This is a genomic window from Streptomyces chiangmaiensis (assembly GCF_036281785.1).
Lineage (GTDB): Bacteria > Actinomycetota > Actinomycetes > Streptomycetales > Streptomycetaceae > Streptomyces > Streptomyces chiangmaiensis.
This window is the reverse complement of sequence record NZ_JAYWVC010000169.1, coordinates 1-17,412: the sequence shown is the minus strand read 5'-3', so window position 1 is coordinate 17,412 and position 17,412 is coordinate 1. Positions and strand designations below refer to the sequence as shown.

The window sequence follows — 17,412 nt, the reverse complement described above, 5'->3', positions numbered from 1 at the left end:
GTGGAGATCCTCGGTCACAGCCAGATCAGCATCACGATGGCCGTCTACACGCACGTGATATCGGACACACAGCGCGAGGCCATCAGCCAGATGGATCGCCTGCTCAGGCGCCGCCTCGACCGTGAGTGGCCGCCCCCGTGAATGTCACCCGTGGATGTCGAACGCCCCGGACCGATCACGGTCCGGGGCGTTGGTACTGCTGGGCAGGAGAGCGCCCTGTCGGATTCGAACCGACGACCTTCGCTTTACAAGAGCCCCCAGAGCCTCCCCTGTCCGTGATGATCTTCCCTCGAATTCCCTGTTCTCCCTGGTCAGCCGGGTTCGGCCTTCCGGCGCTATTGGATCGTTCCCGGCCCTTACACGGCCTTCCGTTCCCATGACGTTCCCATCGGGGGCCTCGTGGAGCTGTGGGAACGAGGGCGGGAGGGTTTGGCGAGGTCGACGTCGGGCGCCGAAGCGGCGAGCGTCGCAGACTCTTTGGGCACGACGAAGGCCCCGCCCCAAGGTGCAGGGGATTGGGGCCTTCGGCCGTCTGCGCGGCCGCTCTTGGCCGCTGAGGAGAGGCTAGCGGCTCGGGCGGATCTCCGGCTGGTCGACGTAGCCGCAGACGTGCGGGCACGCGCGCGGCTGGACCCCACCTCCAGCACGCGGGACTGGTCGGTCGGGACGAGGTCGGTGGGGCCGACTCAGACTTGATCGAATGGCACGGCGGAGGGCCCGAAGTGTGGCCGGAGTCCCCCGTGAGAATGGCCTGGGCGCCCTGCCACGTGTATGGCACCCAGGCCAGCTTTTGTTTTGCGAGCAGGGGCAGACCCGTCACGGGGGGCAAACGAGCCTGCCGCTGCACGCTGGCGCCCGTATGCCTCCCCTTGAGAGCAGGTGGGCGCCTCGACCCCACCAGGTCACTCTCTCCAGCGCCCCGCGCGACTGGTGTGTTACGGGTGACGAGAGATGAGTGCGATCCCAACACCCCTGTGAAGGGCAACCGCTGCCTGCGTCACAAGTGGTCATATCTCCTCCGCAGCCAGGCTGCGCGGCGGCACACGGCGCGCTCAGGTGCCGACCCGGGGAAAGCAAGGAGCCGAGTTAGAGCGACGTACAGAAGACCGTGAGAAGTTCCGAATCCTTCCCCCTGTCCGGCGGTTGCCCCTAGAGCGCCACAAACGCGCAGCTCAGGGCCTTGACAGATCGAGCTGGCTCCGCTTACGCGATCTTTCGAACTGGGGCTCCAGCGCTGCCTGTACGCGAAGCGTCGCCGCCCGAGTGCGAGACGTCACATTAGTAACGACTGGGTCACACGTGGGTGGGAAAGGTGTGTGAACAAGCTATGGTGCTGGCTGGGTATTTGGTACGGGCATCAACTTGTTACCTCCTCTGTTACGAGGCAGGGGAGTTGAGAGTCCGGTGGGGCCGAGGGGGGCGTGTGTCGATTGGCACGTGCCATGAGTTCCGCCGGAATCGGGTCATGAGGCCTGCATCTCTCACGAATGTCCGGTGATCATCTCTGCGCTGTTGCTCTGGGGGGCACGTTTTGAGATCCCTGTCCATCGTCATTCCTGCGCTCAACGAGGCTGAGAACCTTCCTGCCGTCATGGCCTCCGTACCGCGGCGCGAGTTGGCGGAAGCAGGCTGGTCGACTGAGGTCATCGTGGTCGACAACGCCTCGACAGACGACACGGCGAAAGTCGCCGAGTCGCTCGGCGCGACCGTCGTCCTGCAGCCTGAGCGTGGCTACGGCAACGCCTACATGGCGGGGTTCGACGCGGCGACCGGCGACATCATCGCTACGGGCGACGCCGACTGCACCTACCCGTTCGACGCTCTGCCGAACCTGCTGCACATCATGGTGGAGCGGAACGTGGAGTTCATGAACACCAACCGACTCGGCCGGGAGAACCGGCATGCTATGAAGCCGTCCCACACCGTCGCCAACCGCGCGCTGAGCGCCCTGAGTCGGGTGCTGTTCCGCAACGGCCTGCGGGACTCGCAGTCCGGAATGTGGATCTTCCAGCGTCACGTCTGGAACGGCATAGAGGTCCGCTCGCCCGGCATGGCCTTCTCGCAGGAGATCAAGAACGCGGCGACCCGCGCGGGATTCCGCTACCTGGAAGTCCCCATCGAGTACCGGGTGCGCGGCGGCGAGGTGAAGCTGAACGCGCTGCCCGACGGCGTGGCCAACCTGCGCCAGCTGTTCGAGCACAAGCTTCGGGACAATCGTTTCCGCGCTACCCCGGCGCGCATGGTCCCGGCCGCGGAGGTGGCTCGGGCCACCGCCGCCGCTGAGCGGGCCGCTGAGGCCGCCGAGCGCGCCGCAACCATGGTCAAGGAGCTCGCCGCTGGCGCCACACTGTCGAGCATGCCGAGCCAGCGCGACACCGATAAGGCAACGTTGGAACTGGCATGAGCATTCGGCGGTACTCGGACGGGCCGACCGTCCGACATCTGCTCGGCTGGCTCGTCGCCGTTGTCGCCGTGCTGGGGTTGTCTGGTGCAGCCTGGGCGGTGCCCGAGGTGCGAAGCGTGCTACGCGATAGCTTCACGGAGCGTCAGCAGGCGTACATCGAGTTGTACTTCGCCAAGGACCCCTGGTACGACGGCGACGAACTCGTCGTATCGCTGGAGATCGTCGAGCACGGTGAGAGCGGCGGTCGGCACCCGGTCAAGGCGTTGGCTGAGGACACCGGCGGCAAGCGCCTGGCCGCTCGCACGGTCGCGGTCACCACTAAACCCGGTGCCCAGATCCGCGTCGATATCCGACTGCGCGCAAAGGGCGGCCGGAGCAACGTAGACCTCGTCGAAGTCACCCTGCCCGGACATCCACAGCGGCTGCGGATGCACCTGCGCTGACTGATCCGCGGCCGGACTCCCGGTCACGCCGCAAGGCCCGAGCACCACCCAGCACGACCAGTCCAGCCCCGGGGAGCCTCATGCCCACCATCGTCCAGATCACCCCCTACTACCCCCCACACCTGGGCGGGCTGGAACGGGTCGTCTCCCACCTTGCCCAGCAGCTGGCCGAGCGACATGACGTACGCGTCCTGACGACAGCGCTGGGCTCCGCTGGCGTTCCCCGCAAGGGTCTCGAGAACGGTGTGGCGGTGCACCGCTATCGCGCGGTCGAGGTCGCGCACACGGCGCTCGCTCCCGGTCTCGCGGCCGGGCTTGCCCGGGTGCCTCGCGACGCGGTTCTCCACCTGCATTGCGCGCACGCCTTGCTGCCCGAGCTGGTCGCTCTCACCACCCGCCTGAGGGGCATGCGCTTCCTGTTGCACTTCCACTTGGACGTGGACGCCTCTGGACGCCTCGGGGCGCTGCTGCCGTACTACAAGCGACACGTGTTGGGGCGTGTCCTGCGGGCCGCGGCCGGTGTGATCGTGCTGACCAGCGAACAGGCGGCCTTCCTCACTGATACCTACCGAGTCCCCGCCGAGCGCGTCCACGTCGTACCCAACGGCGTGGCCGGGACCTACTTCATGCCGGTCCGCGAGACCGCCTCGAATCCGCTGAAGCTGCTGTATGTCGGTCGGCTAAGCGCGCAGAAGAACGTCGCCCGGCTGCTGCAGGCGATGAGCATGGTCCGCGGTGCAGTACAGCTGCGGGTCGTCGGCGACGGCGAGCTGCGCACGGGGCTGGAGGCACAGTCCGACCAGCTCGGGCTGGAAAATGTGGAGTTCAGCGGTGGCCTGCTCGGCGAGGAACTCGTCAAGGCATACGCCGACGCCGACGCGTTCGTGCTCGCCTCCGACAAGGAGGGTATGCCGCTGGTCGTTCTGGAGGCGATGGCCGCGGCCCTGCCTGTCGTCGCCACCGACGTACCCGGCACGCGCGAACTCGTCGCCGGAACCGGCCTGCTCGCCAAGCCCGAGCCCGCAGCCCTGGCCGAATCGATCGACGCCGTCGCTGCTGATCCCGTGTTGCGGCACCGGTTGGCTGTGGCAAGCGCGGAGCGGGCCCGGAGCTATTCATGGGAAGCCGTCGCCCGCCGGGTGGAAGACGTCTACGCCAAGGCCGGCCTGTGAGGGCCGAGGACACGCTGGGCATGCGGGCGATGAACGAGCCTGAGCCGCACCGGGCTGGAGCCGACGGGCACGTCGGCGCGACCGGTGGGGACGACTCCGCCGGGCGCCCGGCCGACCCCGTCGGGGGACGCCGTCGAGCTCGAGCTCGACGGCGGGGCTGGATGCCGAGTGGCCGTTTCGGCATCCTGCTCAGTCTCGCCCCCGCGAGCGCCGTGCAGCTACTCCCCCACCCGCCGGCCGTGCTCCAGACTCTGGGTGGCCTGTGGCTGCTGTTCGGTGCGCCCGTCCTGCTGTGGCGGGCGGTGGCCTGGCGCATCGTGACCTCAGGGACGGCGGCGTTCTTGTTGGCGGTCGGGTTCTCGGTGATGACCGACATGGTGGTCGCGCTGACGGTGAACACCGCGCTGCCGCCGCTCGGCATCGACCGCCCGCTCACCCGGCCCGTCCTCGCGCTGGCGACCACCGTCGTCCTGGTCGCCCTGGGCGCGCTCGCCCCGGAGACCCGGCGCGAGGGGGCGCCACCCGTGGAACCGGGCGGGTTCGCGGGCCTGTTCGCCGCGCGTGGGCTGCGCCCGGTGGCGGCCCTGGGCGCACTGGCCGTGGTGCTGGCGGTGGCCGGGCCGATCCGTCTCAACAACGGGCTGGGCGGCAGCGTCAGCACGGTGGCCATGGTCGTCGTGGCCGCACTGATCGCCTTGCTCCTGCTGCGTCGGGCCCGCTACCCGGTCCCTGTCCTGGAGTTCGGCCTCTACTGTGCCTCGGCCGCGCTGCTGCTGCTCACTTCGCTGCGCGGGCAGTACATCACCGGGCACGATATCCAGAAGGAGTTCCTGTACTTCCGGTTGGCCCTCGGTGGCGAGCATTGGGACATCGGCACCTACACCGACCCGTACAACGCCTGCCTGAGTATCACGCTGCTGCCGGTGAGCGTCTTTCAGCTCACCGCGCTGCCCGACACTCTGATCTTCAAGGTCGTCCTGCCACTGCTGTTTGCGCTCACCCCGGTCTTGGTGCACCGCGCCGTCCGCAACGTGGCCCCTCGCGTGGTGGCCCTGATGTCGGCGGTGTACTTCATCGTCTTCCCGACGTTCCTGACCGACATGCCCTACCTCGGCCGACAGGAGATCGCCTTCCTGTTGCTGGGCTGCGCCATGATGGTGCTCACCGACTCCGGCGGGCCGCTGCGGAGGCGCCGGATCGTCTTCGTCGTGCTGCTCGCCGGCATCGTGCTGTCGCACTACTCCACGACGTACGTCGTTGTTGGCACCCTCGCGGTTTCCTTCCTCCTCGACAAAGCGTGGCGGCTCGCGTCCCGCCGGGGGCGAAAGCGGGTGCGGCGCAAGCGCCGCGAGGATCGGATGTTCTCCTTCCTGTCCTGGTGGGTGGTCGCCGTACCTGCCGTGCTGGCGCTGCTGTGGGCCGGCCCGCTGACCCACACCGGCGGCCAGGCCGAGCGCACCCTGCACGCCGTAGCCCAGGCCGTCATCGGCGGCAAGTCGGAGTCGGGGTCCTCGGACACCGCGTACAGCATCTTCGGCGGGGTCAAGACCTCCCCCACCAAGCGGCTGCACGACTACCGGGCCGAGCTGCTGCAGCAGACCCGCGCGGAGCGGACGAGCGGCGACTACCTGCCGCTGAAGGAGATCGACGGCCTGGACACGCCCGTCGTCGACGTCCCGCAGATGAAACTGACCGTTCTCGGCAGGGCCCTGGACTCGGTTGGCATCAGTGTGCCCGGGCTCAACGGCACGCTGCGGCAGGGCGCGGCGCTGTTCTTCCAGGTCATGGTGATGGCTGGGTTCGTCGTGGCGCTGCGTGCGCGCCGCTCGGCGTTCCGACCGGTGCGCGACCAGGTGACCATAGCCGCCGGCGCCTGGTGCATGGTCGCAGTGTTCACCCTCGTGCCGCAGCTGTCGGTGGACTACAGCCTGCTGCGTGCCTTCCAACAGGGTTTGTTCTTTTTCGGGCCGTTCCTGGCCACGGCCACCCTCTGGGCGCTGCGCTGGGCCGGGCGGCGGACCGTGTTGTTGGCGTGCACACTGCTCGCCGGACTTCTGCTGGACCTGGCCGGGGTGGTGCCGAAGGCGCTCGGCGGCTATCCGGCGCAGGTGCAGCTGTCCAATTCCGGCCAGTACTACGCAATTTACTACCCGCATGCGGAGGAACGCCGGGCCGCGTTGTGGCTTGACGCCCGGCTCGGCAAGGAGGGCGTGGGACTGGTGCAGACCGACCGGTTCAGCTACGCCCGGCTCCAGACGCTGCTGACCCACCCCGCCATCGCCGACATCGACCCGGCCGATCTGCGCACCGACTCTTATGTGCTGCTGGGCACTACCCCCACCCGCACGGACCGGGTGACGGTGTTCTACGGCGGCGACCTCATCACGTACCGGTACCCGATGAGGGTCCTGGACGACCGGGACCTGATCTACAGCAACGGGGGAGCGGTGATCTACCGATGAGTGCGCAAGCACCGAGGGTCCTGCTGGTCAGCCACTACTACCCGCCACATGTCGGGGGGATTGAGAACGTCGTCCACCGCGAGGCCCGGGGCCTGGCCGCCCAGGGTGCCGCGGTCACAGTCCTCACCAGCGGGGACCGTTCCCACATCAGCGTCGAGGACGGCGTCCGCGTGGTGCGTGTGGCAGCGTGGAACGGCGCCGAGCGCCGCGCTGGCGTGCCCTTCCCGATGTTCTCACCGGCCCTGGCGACCGCCGCGCTGCGCTGGGTGCGCCGCTCGGACGCAGTCCACATCCACGACTGCCTCTACCTCAGTTCCTGGGCAGCAGGCCTGGCGGCCCGGTTGACCCGCACGCCGTACGTCCTGACCCAGCACGTGGCCGTCGTCGACCATCCGTCCGGCCTGGTCAAGGCTGTGCAGCGGGCGGTGTACGGAGTGGCGGGGCGGGCCCTGCTGCGTGGTGCCCGAATGGTGTTCACGCTGAACGCCTCCGTCGCCGCGTTCGTGCGGGCGTACGGTGCACGGTCGGGCCGGCATCTGGCCAACGGTGTGGACACGGATCTGTTCCGGCCGGCCGCCGACGCGACCGAGCGGGAGCTCGCCCGTAAGCGGCTCGGGCTGCCCGCCGACCGGGTGCTCGTGCTGTTCGCGGGGCGTCTCGTCCCCAAGAAGGGCTATGACCTGCTTCTTTCGGCCCACGCGCCCGACGCGGGCTACGACCTGGTGTTCGCCGGGGACGGCGATGCTGCGGGCGCGTTCGCTGACCGTCCGGGCGTCCACCACTTGGGCGCGCTGACGCCCGAGGCGCTCGCCCAGGCCTACCGGGCCTGCGACGTCTTCGCGCTGCCCTCGACCGCCGAGGGCTTCCCGCTCACGGTGCAGGAGGCCATGGCCTCAGGGCTGCCGGTGGTCACGACCGACGACCCCGGCTACGCCCCTTACGCCTTGGACCGCGACGGGGTCTGCCTGCTACCGCGTGAGGTGCCCGCGCTGGCCGCCGAGCTGCGCGCTCTGGCGTCGGATCCTGCGCGACGGGCCCGCATGGGGGAGTACTCCCGCATTTACGCGGAGCAGGCCTTCGCCTGGGACGAGCACGTCAGGGCCCTGCTGGCGCACTACCGCGGCGGAGGTGCGCGCCCATGACCGGCGCCGCGAGTACCGGCCCGGCCGCGCGTGGACGGGGGCGGCACCGCCGCACCGGCGACCGTATCTACCGCAGCTCCTTCTTCCTGCTCGTCTCCACGGTGGTGACCGCCGGCCTCAGCTTCGTGTTCTGGGTGGTGGTCGCTCGCTTCTACACCCCTGCCCAGGTCGGGCTTGCCACCTCGCTGATCTCCGCGACCTCGCTGCTGGCCACGTTCAGCCTGCTCGGGCTGAACAACACGCTGATCCGGTTCCCGGCCGAGCGGGATGCACGCAACGCGCAGATCAGCCAGGCGATGGTGCTGGTGACGGTCGTCGGTTGTGTGGCGGGCGGCATCTACTTGATGGGACTGCCACTGTATGGCGCCAAACTGGCGTTCGTCCGCGACGACTGGCTGTCGGCTGCGGCCTTCGCCGCCTTCTGCGGCTGCGCGGCGGCGAGCATGCTGGTGAAGTCGGTCTTCAACGCGGCCCGCATCCCAGAGTTCAACGTCCTGATCGACGGGCTGACCCAGGGCGCGGCCAAGGTTGCTCTACCCGCGATCCTCACCGGGCTCGGCGTCTTCGGCATCGTCGCCTCGGCGGGCGTGGGCTACGTGGTGACGGTCGCGGTCGCCGTGCTGGTGCTCCGACGCCGCCTCGGCTTCCGTGTCGACCTGCGCACACGCGGCACCCGGCTGCGCGAAAAGTTCCGCTTCTCCGTGGCCAGCCACGTTTCCAACCTGGTCAACCTGGCGCCCGTGCTGGCCACTCCGCTGATCGTGCTGCACCATCTGGGGGCGGCCGAGGCCGGCTACTACTTCGTCGCCTTCCAGATCGCGGCCATGCTGAATGCCGTCTCCACCGCCGTGGGAGAGGCCGTCTTCGCGGAGGTCTCGCACCAGCAATCGCGTTTTCGGGAGCTGATGCTGCGCTCGGCGCGGATCATCGCGGCCGTGCAGGTGCCCGCCGCGCTGGTGGTGGTCGTCGGAGGGGGACTGCTGCTGCGCATGTTCGGCGCGGGGTACGCCGAGCAGGCCCGGCCCCTGTTGACCGTGCTGGCGATCGCCGCTCTGCCCGTCGCCCTGAACACCTGGGCCTGCTTCGCGCTCAAGCTGGCCCAGCGCATGCGGCACCTGATTGCCGCCAACACGATCATGGCAGGCCTGTCCATCGGCTTGAGCTTTGCCTTCGCCGACCGCGGGCTGGTGTGGGTCGGCTACGCGTGGGCTGCAGGCAATGCGGCGGGCGGGGTGTTCGCCACGGTGTGCCTGGTACGCGGGCGCCCGGGCGAGGCGTCGACGCCGGCGGGCGGTTCCGCCCCCGAGGTGGTGGGAGCCCAGGCCCCGACCAGTCCCGTTGAGGCCGCGGCCGGTCCGGTCGAACCCGAGGCGCCGTACCCCGTCGGTCCCCCCGATCCTTACGGGGGCGGCCTGGCCTATCCCTTCGCGGCCACTGCCGTCGATTCCAATGCATACGCGTTTTCGGACCCTTACTGGGATACCTACGGGCACCCCCGCACGGATCCCACTCCAGGTCTCCACACGGATCCGCACGAGGTCGGCCCCACCTGTCCCGACCCGTCCAGCCACGCGGCCCCGTTCCACGCCCACTCCAGTTCCGAGAGGTCCGCTCCTTGAACATCGTGGTGATCAACGCCTACGTCCGCGAGAACGCCGGCGACGCCGCTCTGCTCTCGGTGTGCCTGGGGCAGGTGCGCGAAGCCTTCCCCGACGCCGAGCTGGTCATCGCGGGCATGGAGGACGCGGCCGTCCACGCCGAATTCGAAGGCGTGCGCAACATCGGATCGATCCGGCGCTACGCCGCCGACGGCACGGTGTCGCTCCCCCGCCGCCTGCTGCGCAAGACGTTGCTGGGCCTCGCGGGCACCGCCGCCGTCACCCTGCCGCAGCCGCTCGCCCGGGCGGTGGTGCGGGTGCTGCCGGCCGAGGCCCGGCGGGAGGCCGAGGCCGTGTCGCGTGCAGACCTGGTGGTGTCCATGGGCGGCGGATACGTCCTGGCCCGGCCTGGTCTCGACGGCTACCAGAACATCTTCTTCGTGCTGCTGCCGGCGCTGCTGGCACAGAAGGCGGGCGTGCCGGTGGTCTGGGCGCCCCAGTCCTTCGGCCCGTTCCCGGCCGCCGCGCAGCGCAGGCTGGTCGGTCGGGTGATGTGCCGCTCCGCCGCGGTGCTCGCCCGCGAGGACGTCAGCGTCGGCGAGCTGCTGGCGTGCGCGATACCAGCGGAACGCATCGAGCGAGCCGTGGACGCAGGATTCGCCTTCGCCCCCGAGCCGATGACCGACTGGCGTGACCGTCTCGGCGTCGGCCCAGGCGACAGCCTCGTCGGCGTCACAGCCCGCCGCTGGCTGGCCCCTGCAGCCCAAGACCGCTACGAGCGGGAGCTGGCCCGCACCATCGACGCCGTGCAGGCCACCGGCGCCCGCGTGGTGCTCATCCCCCAGGTCAGCACCGACTACCTGGGCGATGACGACCGGGTTTGTGAGCGCCGTATCGCCGCGCACTGCGCGAGCGGGCCGCTGATGGTCGACGAGGTCGTCCACTACCGCGACCTGAAGGGGCTGTACGACGAGTGCTCGTTGCTCATCGGCACTCGCTTCCACTCGGTGATCTTCTCCCTGACCAGTGGCGTTCCCTGCGTGGCCATCGAATATGAGCACAAGACCCGAGGCATCATGGCCGACTTGGAGCTCGGCGAGTGGGTTCTGCCCATCGCCGAGGTGATCCACGACCGGCTCTGGGCCTTGGTCGAGCCGTTGTTGAAGGACCCGGCCCCGTACCGTGCGGTCCTCGAGCGAAACCTGCCCGGCTACGTTGCGCGCGCCCGCTCACTGCCGCGGCGGCTCCAGGAGGCGGCGTGAGCAGCCTCCCTGCCAAGGCCCGCACCGTTGCCGTAGTAGCCCCGTACTACCCGCCCAAGATCGGCGGCGTCGAGCAGTACGCCGCCCGCATCGCCCAGGCCGTCGCCGCCGTCCCCGATCTGCAGATCGTGGTGATCACCACCCGCCCCGACGGGCTGCGAACGACGGTCACCACGGAGGACGGCGTTCCAGTGGTCCGGCTGGGCGCCTGGCTGAAGCTGTCCAACACCCCACTCAGCCCCTTGTGGCCGCTCCAGCTGCGTTACTGGCTGCGCCGGCTCGGCGTCGACGTCGTCAACGCCCACGCGCCCGTTCCCGGCCTCGGCGACCTCGCGATCGCCGTCGCGGGCAGCAGGCCGACTGTGCTGACCTACCACGCGGGTTCGATGCACAAGGGCGACCCCGGCAGCGGCCTCGCCGACCGGCTGATCGGCCTGTACGAGAAGGTGATACTGCCCCGGGTGTTTGCCCGGGCCCGCCGCCTGGTCGCCGTGTCACCGGTGTCCCTGGCCGACGGCCACCCACATACGGTCCGGATCACACCCGGTGTGGACACCGCCCGCTTCACGCCGGGCGCCCCAGCCTCGCAGCGCCCGTGCACCCTGCTCTACGTCGGCCGCATGGACCGCTCCTCGGCGTGGAAGGGCGTCGACGTGCTGGTACGCGCCTTCGCGCAGTTGGTGGCGGAGGTGCCCGATGCCCGGCTGCGCCTTGTCGGCGACGGCGACGCGCTCCCCGGCCTACGTGCCCTTGCCGCCGAGCTCGGCGTCGGGGATCGGGTGGAAGCCTCGGGCTCGCTCAGTGGTGACGCGCTGGTGGACGCAGTGCGCTCGGCCGCTGTGCTCGCCCTGCCGTCGCTCACTGAGGCAGAATCCTTCGGTATGGCTCTGGTCGAGGCCATGGCCTGCGGAACGCCCGTGGTGGGCTCGGATGTTGGCGGCATCCCGCACGTCATTGCCGACGGGGAGACAGGACTGCTGGTCTCGCCCGGCGACCCGGCCGCGCTGGCCGCCGCCAGCGCCAAACTGCTGACGGATGGCGACCTCGCGGACCGCATGGGGGCTGCCGGGCGCCGCACAGCCGAAGATCGCTACCCGTGGCCGGCATTGATGCGGCGCTACCTGGAGTTGTTCCGGTGCCCATGACGCACGATCACTTCGCGGTGGCCTTGTATGCGCTGATGGCCTTCCCAAACGCCTCAAAGGCAGGCTTGCGGGTGCCGTCGTAGTACGCCAGCCCGTAGAACTGCGACTTGCGGTCGCTCGCACTCTGCGGACTGCCGTCCCGATACCCGAACCAGAACACCGCGCCCACGGAGGGCTTGGCGGCGGCAGCCGGCACGGTGTCCGTGGCGATCTCGGCCTGCAGTCGTGGGGTGACGTGGGAGGTGCCCTGGGCGTCCGTGCTGTCCGCGGCCCGTCCGCCGGACCAGGTGGGCGCCCCGGTCTCGGTCAGCCACACCGGCATGTCCGGCTCGCCGTACCGCTCGAGCGTGGAGACGAGGCTGTCGGGAGTACGGTCGATGTCCTGGAAGCGGGTACCCGTGGCGGTCTCGGTGCTGGGAAGCAACGGATAGGTGTAGGGGTGGTACGAGATGGCGTCCACCTGCTTCAGCGCGCCCTCCCGCGCCAGCCCCTCCAGGAACGTTTTGTGGGACACGTACTGCTTGGACGGGATGGTCTCCACGGCGGCGAGGCCGCCGAGGAGCAGATACGCGTCGGGGTCGACGGAGCGAATGGCCTTCGAGGTGGCGGTGAGCAGCCCGGTATAGCGCTCGATGCTGGGGCCGGTGAGCCAGAACTTCTGGATGTTCGGCTCGTTCCAGATCTCCCAAGTGTGCACGCCCTGGGATGCATAGCGCTCGGCGGCGTGCCGCGCGAACTCGGCAAATCGTGCATTGTTGGCGGGCGGGCAGGTCTGGCTTCGCGCGCAGGACGGGTCGCCGGCCCACCGAGGGGTGTAGGAGAGGGTCGCCAGGATCTCCAGGTGCTGGGCGCGGGCCGCGGCAACCACCCGGTCGAAGCGGTCCCACAGGTACTGGGTGGGTGAGTCAGGCTGGATGTTCCGCCAGGACAGGTCCACCCGCAGCCAGTGGACACCGAGTTCCTTGGCGTCCTGCATTGCTTTGTTCAGTTGGGCGTCCGTCATCCAGGTCAGCGTGTCGCCGTAGGAGAGGCCGAATCGGAGGTTGTGCGTACGGTCGTGCTTCTCGGACTGCGCTGTCGCGGACGATGGCGACGCACCGATGCCGCCGTCGTCTGGCGTCCGGGAGGTGGCCGAGCCACCGCCGGTCAATGCCACGACTCCGGCAGCACATGCGGCGACGACGAGGACGGAGACCAACACGCTGACGAGACGCGACTGCAGAGTCGGTCGGCGCCTGCTGCTGCGGCCTGGCAAGGATGAGCGGGACACGGGCTGTTGGGACACCCGCGCAGCGTAAACGCGGCGGGCCTAATGCGGCGAGATTGTGCCGCACTTGTGATCGATTTTTCGTGGCGCATTGGCCTTGCGGCCCAAAGAGACCGTCTCACAGGCCCTCATGGCCGCTGAGGACGGGCTATCTGCTCGCGCTGATCTGCGGGCCCGTCCGTACAGGATGCCCAGGTGGATCTCGAACTGGCCGACATAGCTGCAGGCGTGTGGGCAGGGCGCTCACTTCCAGGGCTGGGCGTACGGGGGAGGGACTTCCGGGAGCCGGAGTCGTCGGCCGCTCAGCGGCGTTCGACGCGTCCTTTCAGGCCGCAGCCGGTGCAAAGGCCGAAGGCGTCGCGGTAGGGGCCCAGCGTTCGGCTTCGAGGGCGGCGATCTCGTGCGGGTCGCGGGTGGGACCGATCTCCTGCTAGGGCCTGTTCCTGGTTGCGATCTAGCGGTGGTCGAACGTTGTCCTATTCAGGACGGTGACGGTTTCCGAGATATCCAGCAGGCCCTTCGAGGCGGGTTGTGCTGCGGGACTGGCCGAGGGCACCACCGTAAGAGCGGCCTACGCCCCTGAACGCGACCTGCCGCTCCTCCTCGGCGAGATCACCACAGAGGAGTGGGTGGACTCCATCGCATCGGCGCTGTCCGACCGGGTGCCGCGGACGAGCGCCCGTGAGCTGGCGGTGGCGCTTGCGCCCCGCCACTCGATGAGGTCCGCTTAGGACTCGACGATGTCCTCGACCAAGGGATGACGGCGAGCGCACACAACGCCGTCGCCGCCTCGCTGGCACCTAGAGCAGGGCGGCCGGACAACTCTGCCTGCAAGGGCCCACTGTTGGACAAGGCTGGCCGGCCGGTCCTGGACGAGGACGGCAACCAGAAGAGCGGCTTCCTGGAGAAGGCCTGCCCCAAGCTGAAGCAGCGCGACCACGGGTCCTGGTACTACTCCATCGAGCTGCCCCCCGGCCCGGACGGCAAGCGCCGACCGCGCGCCAAGAAGGGCGGCTTCCGCACGAAGAAGGACGCAACCACCGCAGCCGAGGCAGTCTGGAAGCTCGCACAGGGCGGCGTGGACGTCCTGAGCGAGGAGACCGTCGCGGACTATCTGCGCCGCTGGTTCGCCAATCGGGTCGACCTCAAGCGGTCCACCCGCACCAGCTACAAGGACTACATCGAGCGGGTCTTCATCCCCTATCTCGGGGCGACCAAGCTGCTGCAACTGCGCACCCGCCACATCCAGGGCATGTCCGAGAAGCTGTGGGCCGACAACGAGGTCCACGCAGAAAACCAGCGCAAGGCGCACCAGGCCCTCGCTGCCGAACGCGCCGCGCACGCGGCCTGGAAGGACTGCCCGCACCGGCCGCGCCCCGAGGGGCTGCGCCAGGCGTGGCAGGACGCCAAGGCCGCCTTGACGGAAGCCCGCGCCCTGCCCACGCATGTGACCGGCCCCGGCACGCAGTTGAGGATGCGCAACACTCTCTCCGGCGCCCTGGACGACGCCGTGGACGAGAAGCTGATCTCCGAGAACTGGACGAAGGGTGTCGTCCTGCCGAAGTACGTCCGCCCCAAGCCGCTCGTGTGGACACCGGCCCGGATCGAGGCGTGGCGTCAGACCGGCGAGAAGCCCGGCAAGGTCATGGTGTGGATGCCCGAGCAGACAGGCGAGTTCCTGGACGCCGTCGCCGGGCACCGCCTGTACCCGATGTTCCACCTGATGATCTTCAGGGGGCTGCGCCGCGGCGAGGCTGCCGGCCTGCCGTGGGCGGAGACCGACCTGACACACGGCACCGTGCACATCAGCGAGCAGCTGGTGGTCGCGTCATACGACGTGTGGGAGGACACCCCCAAGAGCGAAAGCGGCGAGCGGACGATCAAGCTGGACTCGGAGACGCGGAAGCTGCTGGAACTGTGGCGCGAGCGGCAGGCCGGGGAGCGCGCCGAGTGGGAGGAGAGCGCCAAGGCGTGGAAGGACACGGGCCTGGTGTTCACCTGGGAGGACGGTCGCGCCTACCACCCGGAGCACCTGTCGCAGACGTTCACGCGCCTGGTGGCGAGGCTCGGCCTGCCGCCGGTGCGGCTGCACGACCTGCGGCACTGCGCGGCGACGCTGTCGCTGGCTGCCGGCCTGCACATGAAGGCCATCCAGAATCTGCTGGGGCACGGCTCGTACTCGCTAACTGCCGACACGTACACGTCCGTGCTGCCGCAGTTCGAGGACGCCCAGGCCGAGGCTCCGCTTGCTCTGGTCCCGCGCAAGTCCCCGGCGCACCGTGACGTTGCTCACGAGCCGGACGCGAAGGCCGGTGCTCAAACGGCCGAGAATCCCGCCGGCGTTCCCAGCGAGGACGCCGCCTGACGCCGCGTTCCCATGGCGTTCCCATTGACGCTCAACAGGCCCACCGGAGGCGGTCTCCGGTGGGCCTGTTTGATGCTCCGACGCAGGTCAGAGGGTGAGCCCCCTGTCGGATTCGAACCGACGACCTTCGCTTTACAAGTTCGATCGCTGCGTGCGGCGACCTCACGGAACGGGCCCTTATGGCTGTCTGCCACTGCGGGCAGAGTTGCCGTTGTCTGCCCTCGTTCAGCGGCGTTGATGTCAACTGGTGATGTCAGCCGGACGATCTGTGCCCGCCGAGACCCGCCCGGTCCCGGCGCGGCGAGTGACCTGGTCGGCTAGCCGTTGACGCAGACGTTGCCCGTCGCCGGGTTGAGCAGTCCGATGAAGTTCACGGAGTTGCCGCAAGCGTTGACCGGGATGTCCACCGGTACCTGCACCACATTGCCGGAAAGCAGACCGCCCGAGCCCGTCGCGGTGCCCACCGCTGCTCCCTTTTTCTTGACGGTCAGGGTCGCGGGGTCCGGGGGATTCAAGCCAACCGTGGAGATCGCTTCGGGGCGGTTGACGTAGGTGCCCGGCTTGTCGGCCGTGACGTTCACCGTGACCGTGCAGGATTTCTCGCCGGCGGCCAGGTCGCCGCCGTTCAGAGCAACGGACGCGCCCCCCGCCGTCGCGGACACCGTGCCGTTGCCGCAGGTCGTCGATGCGTTCGCGTTCGAGGCCACCTTCACTCCAGCGGGCAGGTTGTCGGCGAAGCTGAAGTCGTTCTTCGCCGCCAGTTCACTGGTGTTGGTCACCGTCATAGCGAGTGTCGAGGTGCCACCCTGATCGATCGTGGCAGGATTGAACGCCTTGTCCAGCTGCGGAGTCGCATCTAGGATCCGGATGTTGTCGAATGCATGGTCATTACCGAACCAGTCGCCTTGCCCATTGACCATCTTGATGCCCAACTGGATATCGTTGAACAGTACAGCTCTGTTGCTGGCGAACGCCCCGGCCCTCAACCCGCTTCCTCCGGGGTAGGGCTTGGAGTTGGGATCGGCGCAGGGATTGATGGGGGTGGTGAAGGTAGGGATGTCTGACCCGTTGCCGGTCAGATAGAACTTCAGCAGCGGAGGAGCCGCTTGGTCGCAATTCACGGCGGCTACGTCCACTGCGAAGGTGATGTAGCGGTTCGGCTTCGCGATCGGGATCGGCTGCTTGGTCCGGAACTCCACCCGGTCGGCGCCAGGTGGCACCCAGTTGGTGTAGGCCGCGACCACGTGGTTGGTCGGCGGATTCGTTCCGCCTACCTGTCCCAGCGCATTGGCCAGGTTCTTCAATACTGGCGGGCAGTTAGGCTCATCAGCACCGGCCTGATTGAGGATGATGCCGTTGCACTGTCCGTGGTCAAGCCACGGGGGGTCGGCTGTGTATGTCTCGTTGAGCGGTGGAGCGCCGACGTAGTCCTCCAGGAAGATCGGAGTCTCGCCTGCGTTTTCGAAGTCTTCGACGAACACCGTAACCGGGGCCTGCGGGGCCCCCGGAGTGCCAGGTGCATGCCGGGCGTTCACCCCCGGCGACGTAACCAGAGCCTGGGCTTGAGAGGCCAGCGGAGCACTCGCGATCGCAAGTGCTACCAGGGACACCGATGCAGTGCGCGTGCGCCAGGAAAGCTTAACTGCGGAAATTTCCACCATCTGTTTTCCAATCAACACGGCGTACAAGCAACAGCGGACATGGGTAGAAATGGCGCAGCCCAGACCATCAGCTATGCACCCCGATAGGCAGGTCGCCTTAATTCCAGCACGCGCCCTCAAAAAAGACGACCAGCGACCTCGACGGCTGTATCTTTCACCGCGTTGGCCGAACTGGGAGGGACGCTGTGGGCTTACATCGGAATTTCATCTAGCAATGTAATGCCTAAATGCGCGCCTCCCGGAAATGGCCAGTGAGTTCGAATTGAGGTCGGTGGAACGGGTTTGGCCGGTGGCCTGCCCGGTCTGGGGTCGAGCATGATCAGGGGGCCGTACGCTGGTTGGCAACTCGGGCAGGCTTTGGACCTGCCCGCAATGTGCACGAGTGGCCCCCTGATCTTGCTCGACGCGGGACCCGGACCGGGGAGGTGGCTAAAGCCGTGGAGCCGACCGGCCCCAGCCACAGAGGTTTTTTCCTGCTCAGCCCGCTGCAC

General features: G+C 68.6%; 12 protein-coding genes, 1 tRNA gene and 1 pseudogene. 11 read left to right on the top strand and 3 right to left on the bottom strand.

Going from position 1 to position 17,412, the window contains the following annotated elements:
• The 9 genes and pseudogenes from VXC91_RS32995 to VXC91_RS32955 all read left to right on the top strand — a co-directional run.
• Positions 1–141 (top strand): annotated as a pseudogene (locus tag VXC91_RS32995) (site-specific integrase); the annotation flags it as partial.
• A 1,390-nt stretch (positions 142–1,531) separates the two neighbouring features.
• Positions 1,532–2,404, top strand: coding sequence for a glycosyltransferase family 2 protein (locus tag VXC91_RS32990; RefSeq protein WP_329511027.1), 873 nt, complete (start codon positions 1,532–1,534; stop codon positions 2,402–2,404).
• Positions 2,401–2,847 (top strand): hypothetical protein, encoded by a 447-nt coding sequence (locus VXC91_RS32985; protein WP_329511026.1) that lies wholly within the window; start codon positions 2,401–2,403, stop codon positions 2,845–2,847. Before VXC91_RS32990 ends, VXC91_RS32985 begins: the two co-directional genes overlap by 4 nt.
• 80 nt (positions 2,848–2,927) lie before the next feature.
• Positions 2,928–4,019: a glycosyltransferase family 4 protein gene (locus VXC91_RS32980; protein ID WP_329511025.1), complete on the top strand. Its 1,092-nt coding sequence runs from the start codon at positions 2,928–2,930 to the stop codon at positions 4,017–4,019.
• 161 nt (positions 4,020–4,180) lie between these two features.
• Entirely contained in the window at positions 4,181–6,481 is a 2,301-nt protein-coding gene (locus VXC91_RS32975; RefSeq protein ID WP_329511024.1) for a DUF2206 domain-containing protein, read from the top strand.
• Positions 6,478–7,623 carry a glycosyltransferase family 4 protein gene (locus tag VXC91_RS32970; protein WP_329511023.1) on the top strand — a complete coding sequence of 382 codons (1,146 nt, stop codon included), beginning with the start codon at positions 6,478–6,480 and terminating at the stop codon, positions 7,621–7,623. The genes VXC91_RS32975 and VXC91_RS32970 overlap by 4 nt, the downstream gene beginning before the upstream one ends.
• On the top strand, positions 7,620–9,242 hold the full coding sequence (locus VXC91_RS32965; protein ID WP_329511022.1) for a lipopolysaccharide biosynthesis protein: 1,623 nt from the start codon (positions 7,620–7,622) through the stop codon (positions 9,240–9,242). The genes VXC91_RS32970 and VXC91_RS32965 overlap by 4 nt, the downstream gene beginning before the upstream one ends.
• A 5-nt stretch (positions 9,243–9,247) precedes the next feature.
• Positions 9,248–10,483 (top strand): polysaccharide pyruvyl transferase family protein, encoded by a 1,236-nt coding sequence (locus tag VXC91_RS32960; protein WP_329511028.1) that lies wholly within the window; start codon positions 9,248–9,250, stop codon positions 10,481–10,483.
• Positions 10,480–11,628 (top strand): glycosyltransferase family 4 protein, encoded by a 1,149-nt coding sequence (locus VXC91_RS32955; protein WP_329511021.1) that lies wholly within the window; start codon positions 10,480–10,482, stop codon positions 11,626–11,628. Before VXC91_RS32960 ends, VXC91_RS32955 begins: the two co-directional genes overlap by 4 nt.
• 7 nt (positions 11,629–11,635) lie before the next feature.
• Here VXC91_RS32955 and VXC91_RS32950 read toward each other — a convergent pair whose 3' ends face one another.
• Complete coding sequence (locus VXC91_RS32950; protein ID WP_329511020.1) at positions 11,636–12,829, bottom strand: cellulase family glycosylhydrolase; 1,194 nt, start codon at positions 12,827–12,829, stop codon at positions 11,636–11,638.
• A gap of 554 nt (positions 12,830–13,383) precedes the next feature.
• On the opposite strand from VXC91_RS32950, the gene VXC91_RS47160 reads away from it, so the two are divergent.
• Both VXC91_RS47160 and VXC91_RS32940 read left to right on the top strand, forming a co-directional pair.
• Positions 13,384–13,626, top strand: coding sequence for a hypothetical protein (locus tag VXC91_RS47160; protein ID WP_408057534.1), 243 nt, complete (start codon positions 13,384–13,386; stop codon positions 13,624–13,626).
• A 113-nt stretch (positions 13,627–13,739) separates the two neighbouring features.
• On the top strand, positions 13,740–15,260 hold the full coding sequence (locus VXC91_RS32940; protein ID WP_329511019.1) for a tyrosine-type recombinase/integrase: 1,521 nt from the start codon (positions 13,740–13,742) through the stop codon (positions 15,258–15,260).
• A gap of 97 nt (positions 15,261–15,357) precedes the next feature.
• Here the strand turns inward: VXC91_RS32940 and VXC91_RS32935 are convergent.
• Positions 15,358–15,436: transfer RNA gene (locus VXC91_RS32935), tRNA-Tyr, on the bottom strand.
• A 141-nt stretch (positions 15,437–15,577) separates the two neighbouring features.
• A complete protein-coding gene (locus VXC91_RS32930; RefSeq protein ID WP_329511018.1) occupies positions 15,578–16,921 on the bottom strand; it encodes a DUF7933 domain-containing protein in 1,344 nt (447 codons plus the stop codon).
• Between the last annotated feature and the right edge of the window lie 491 nt (positions 16,922–17,412).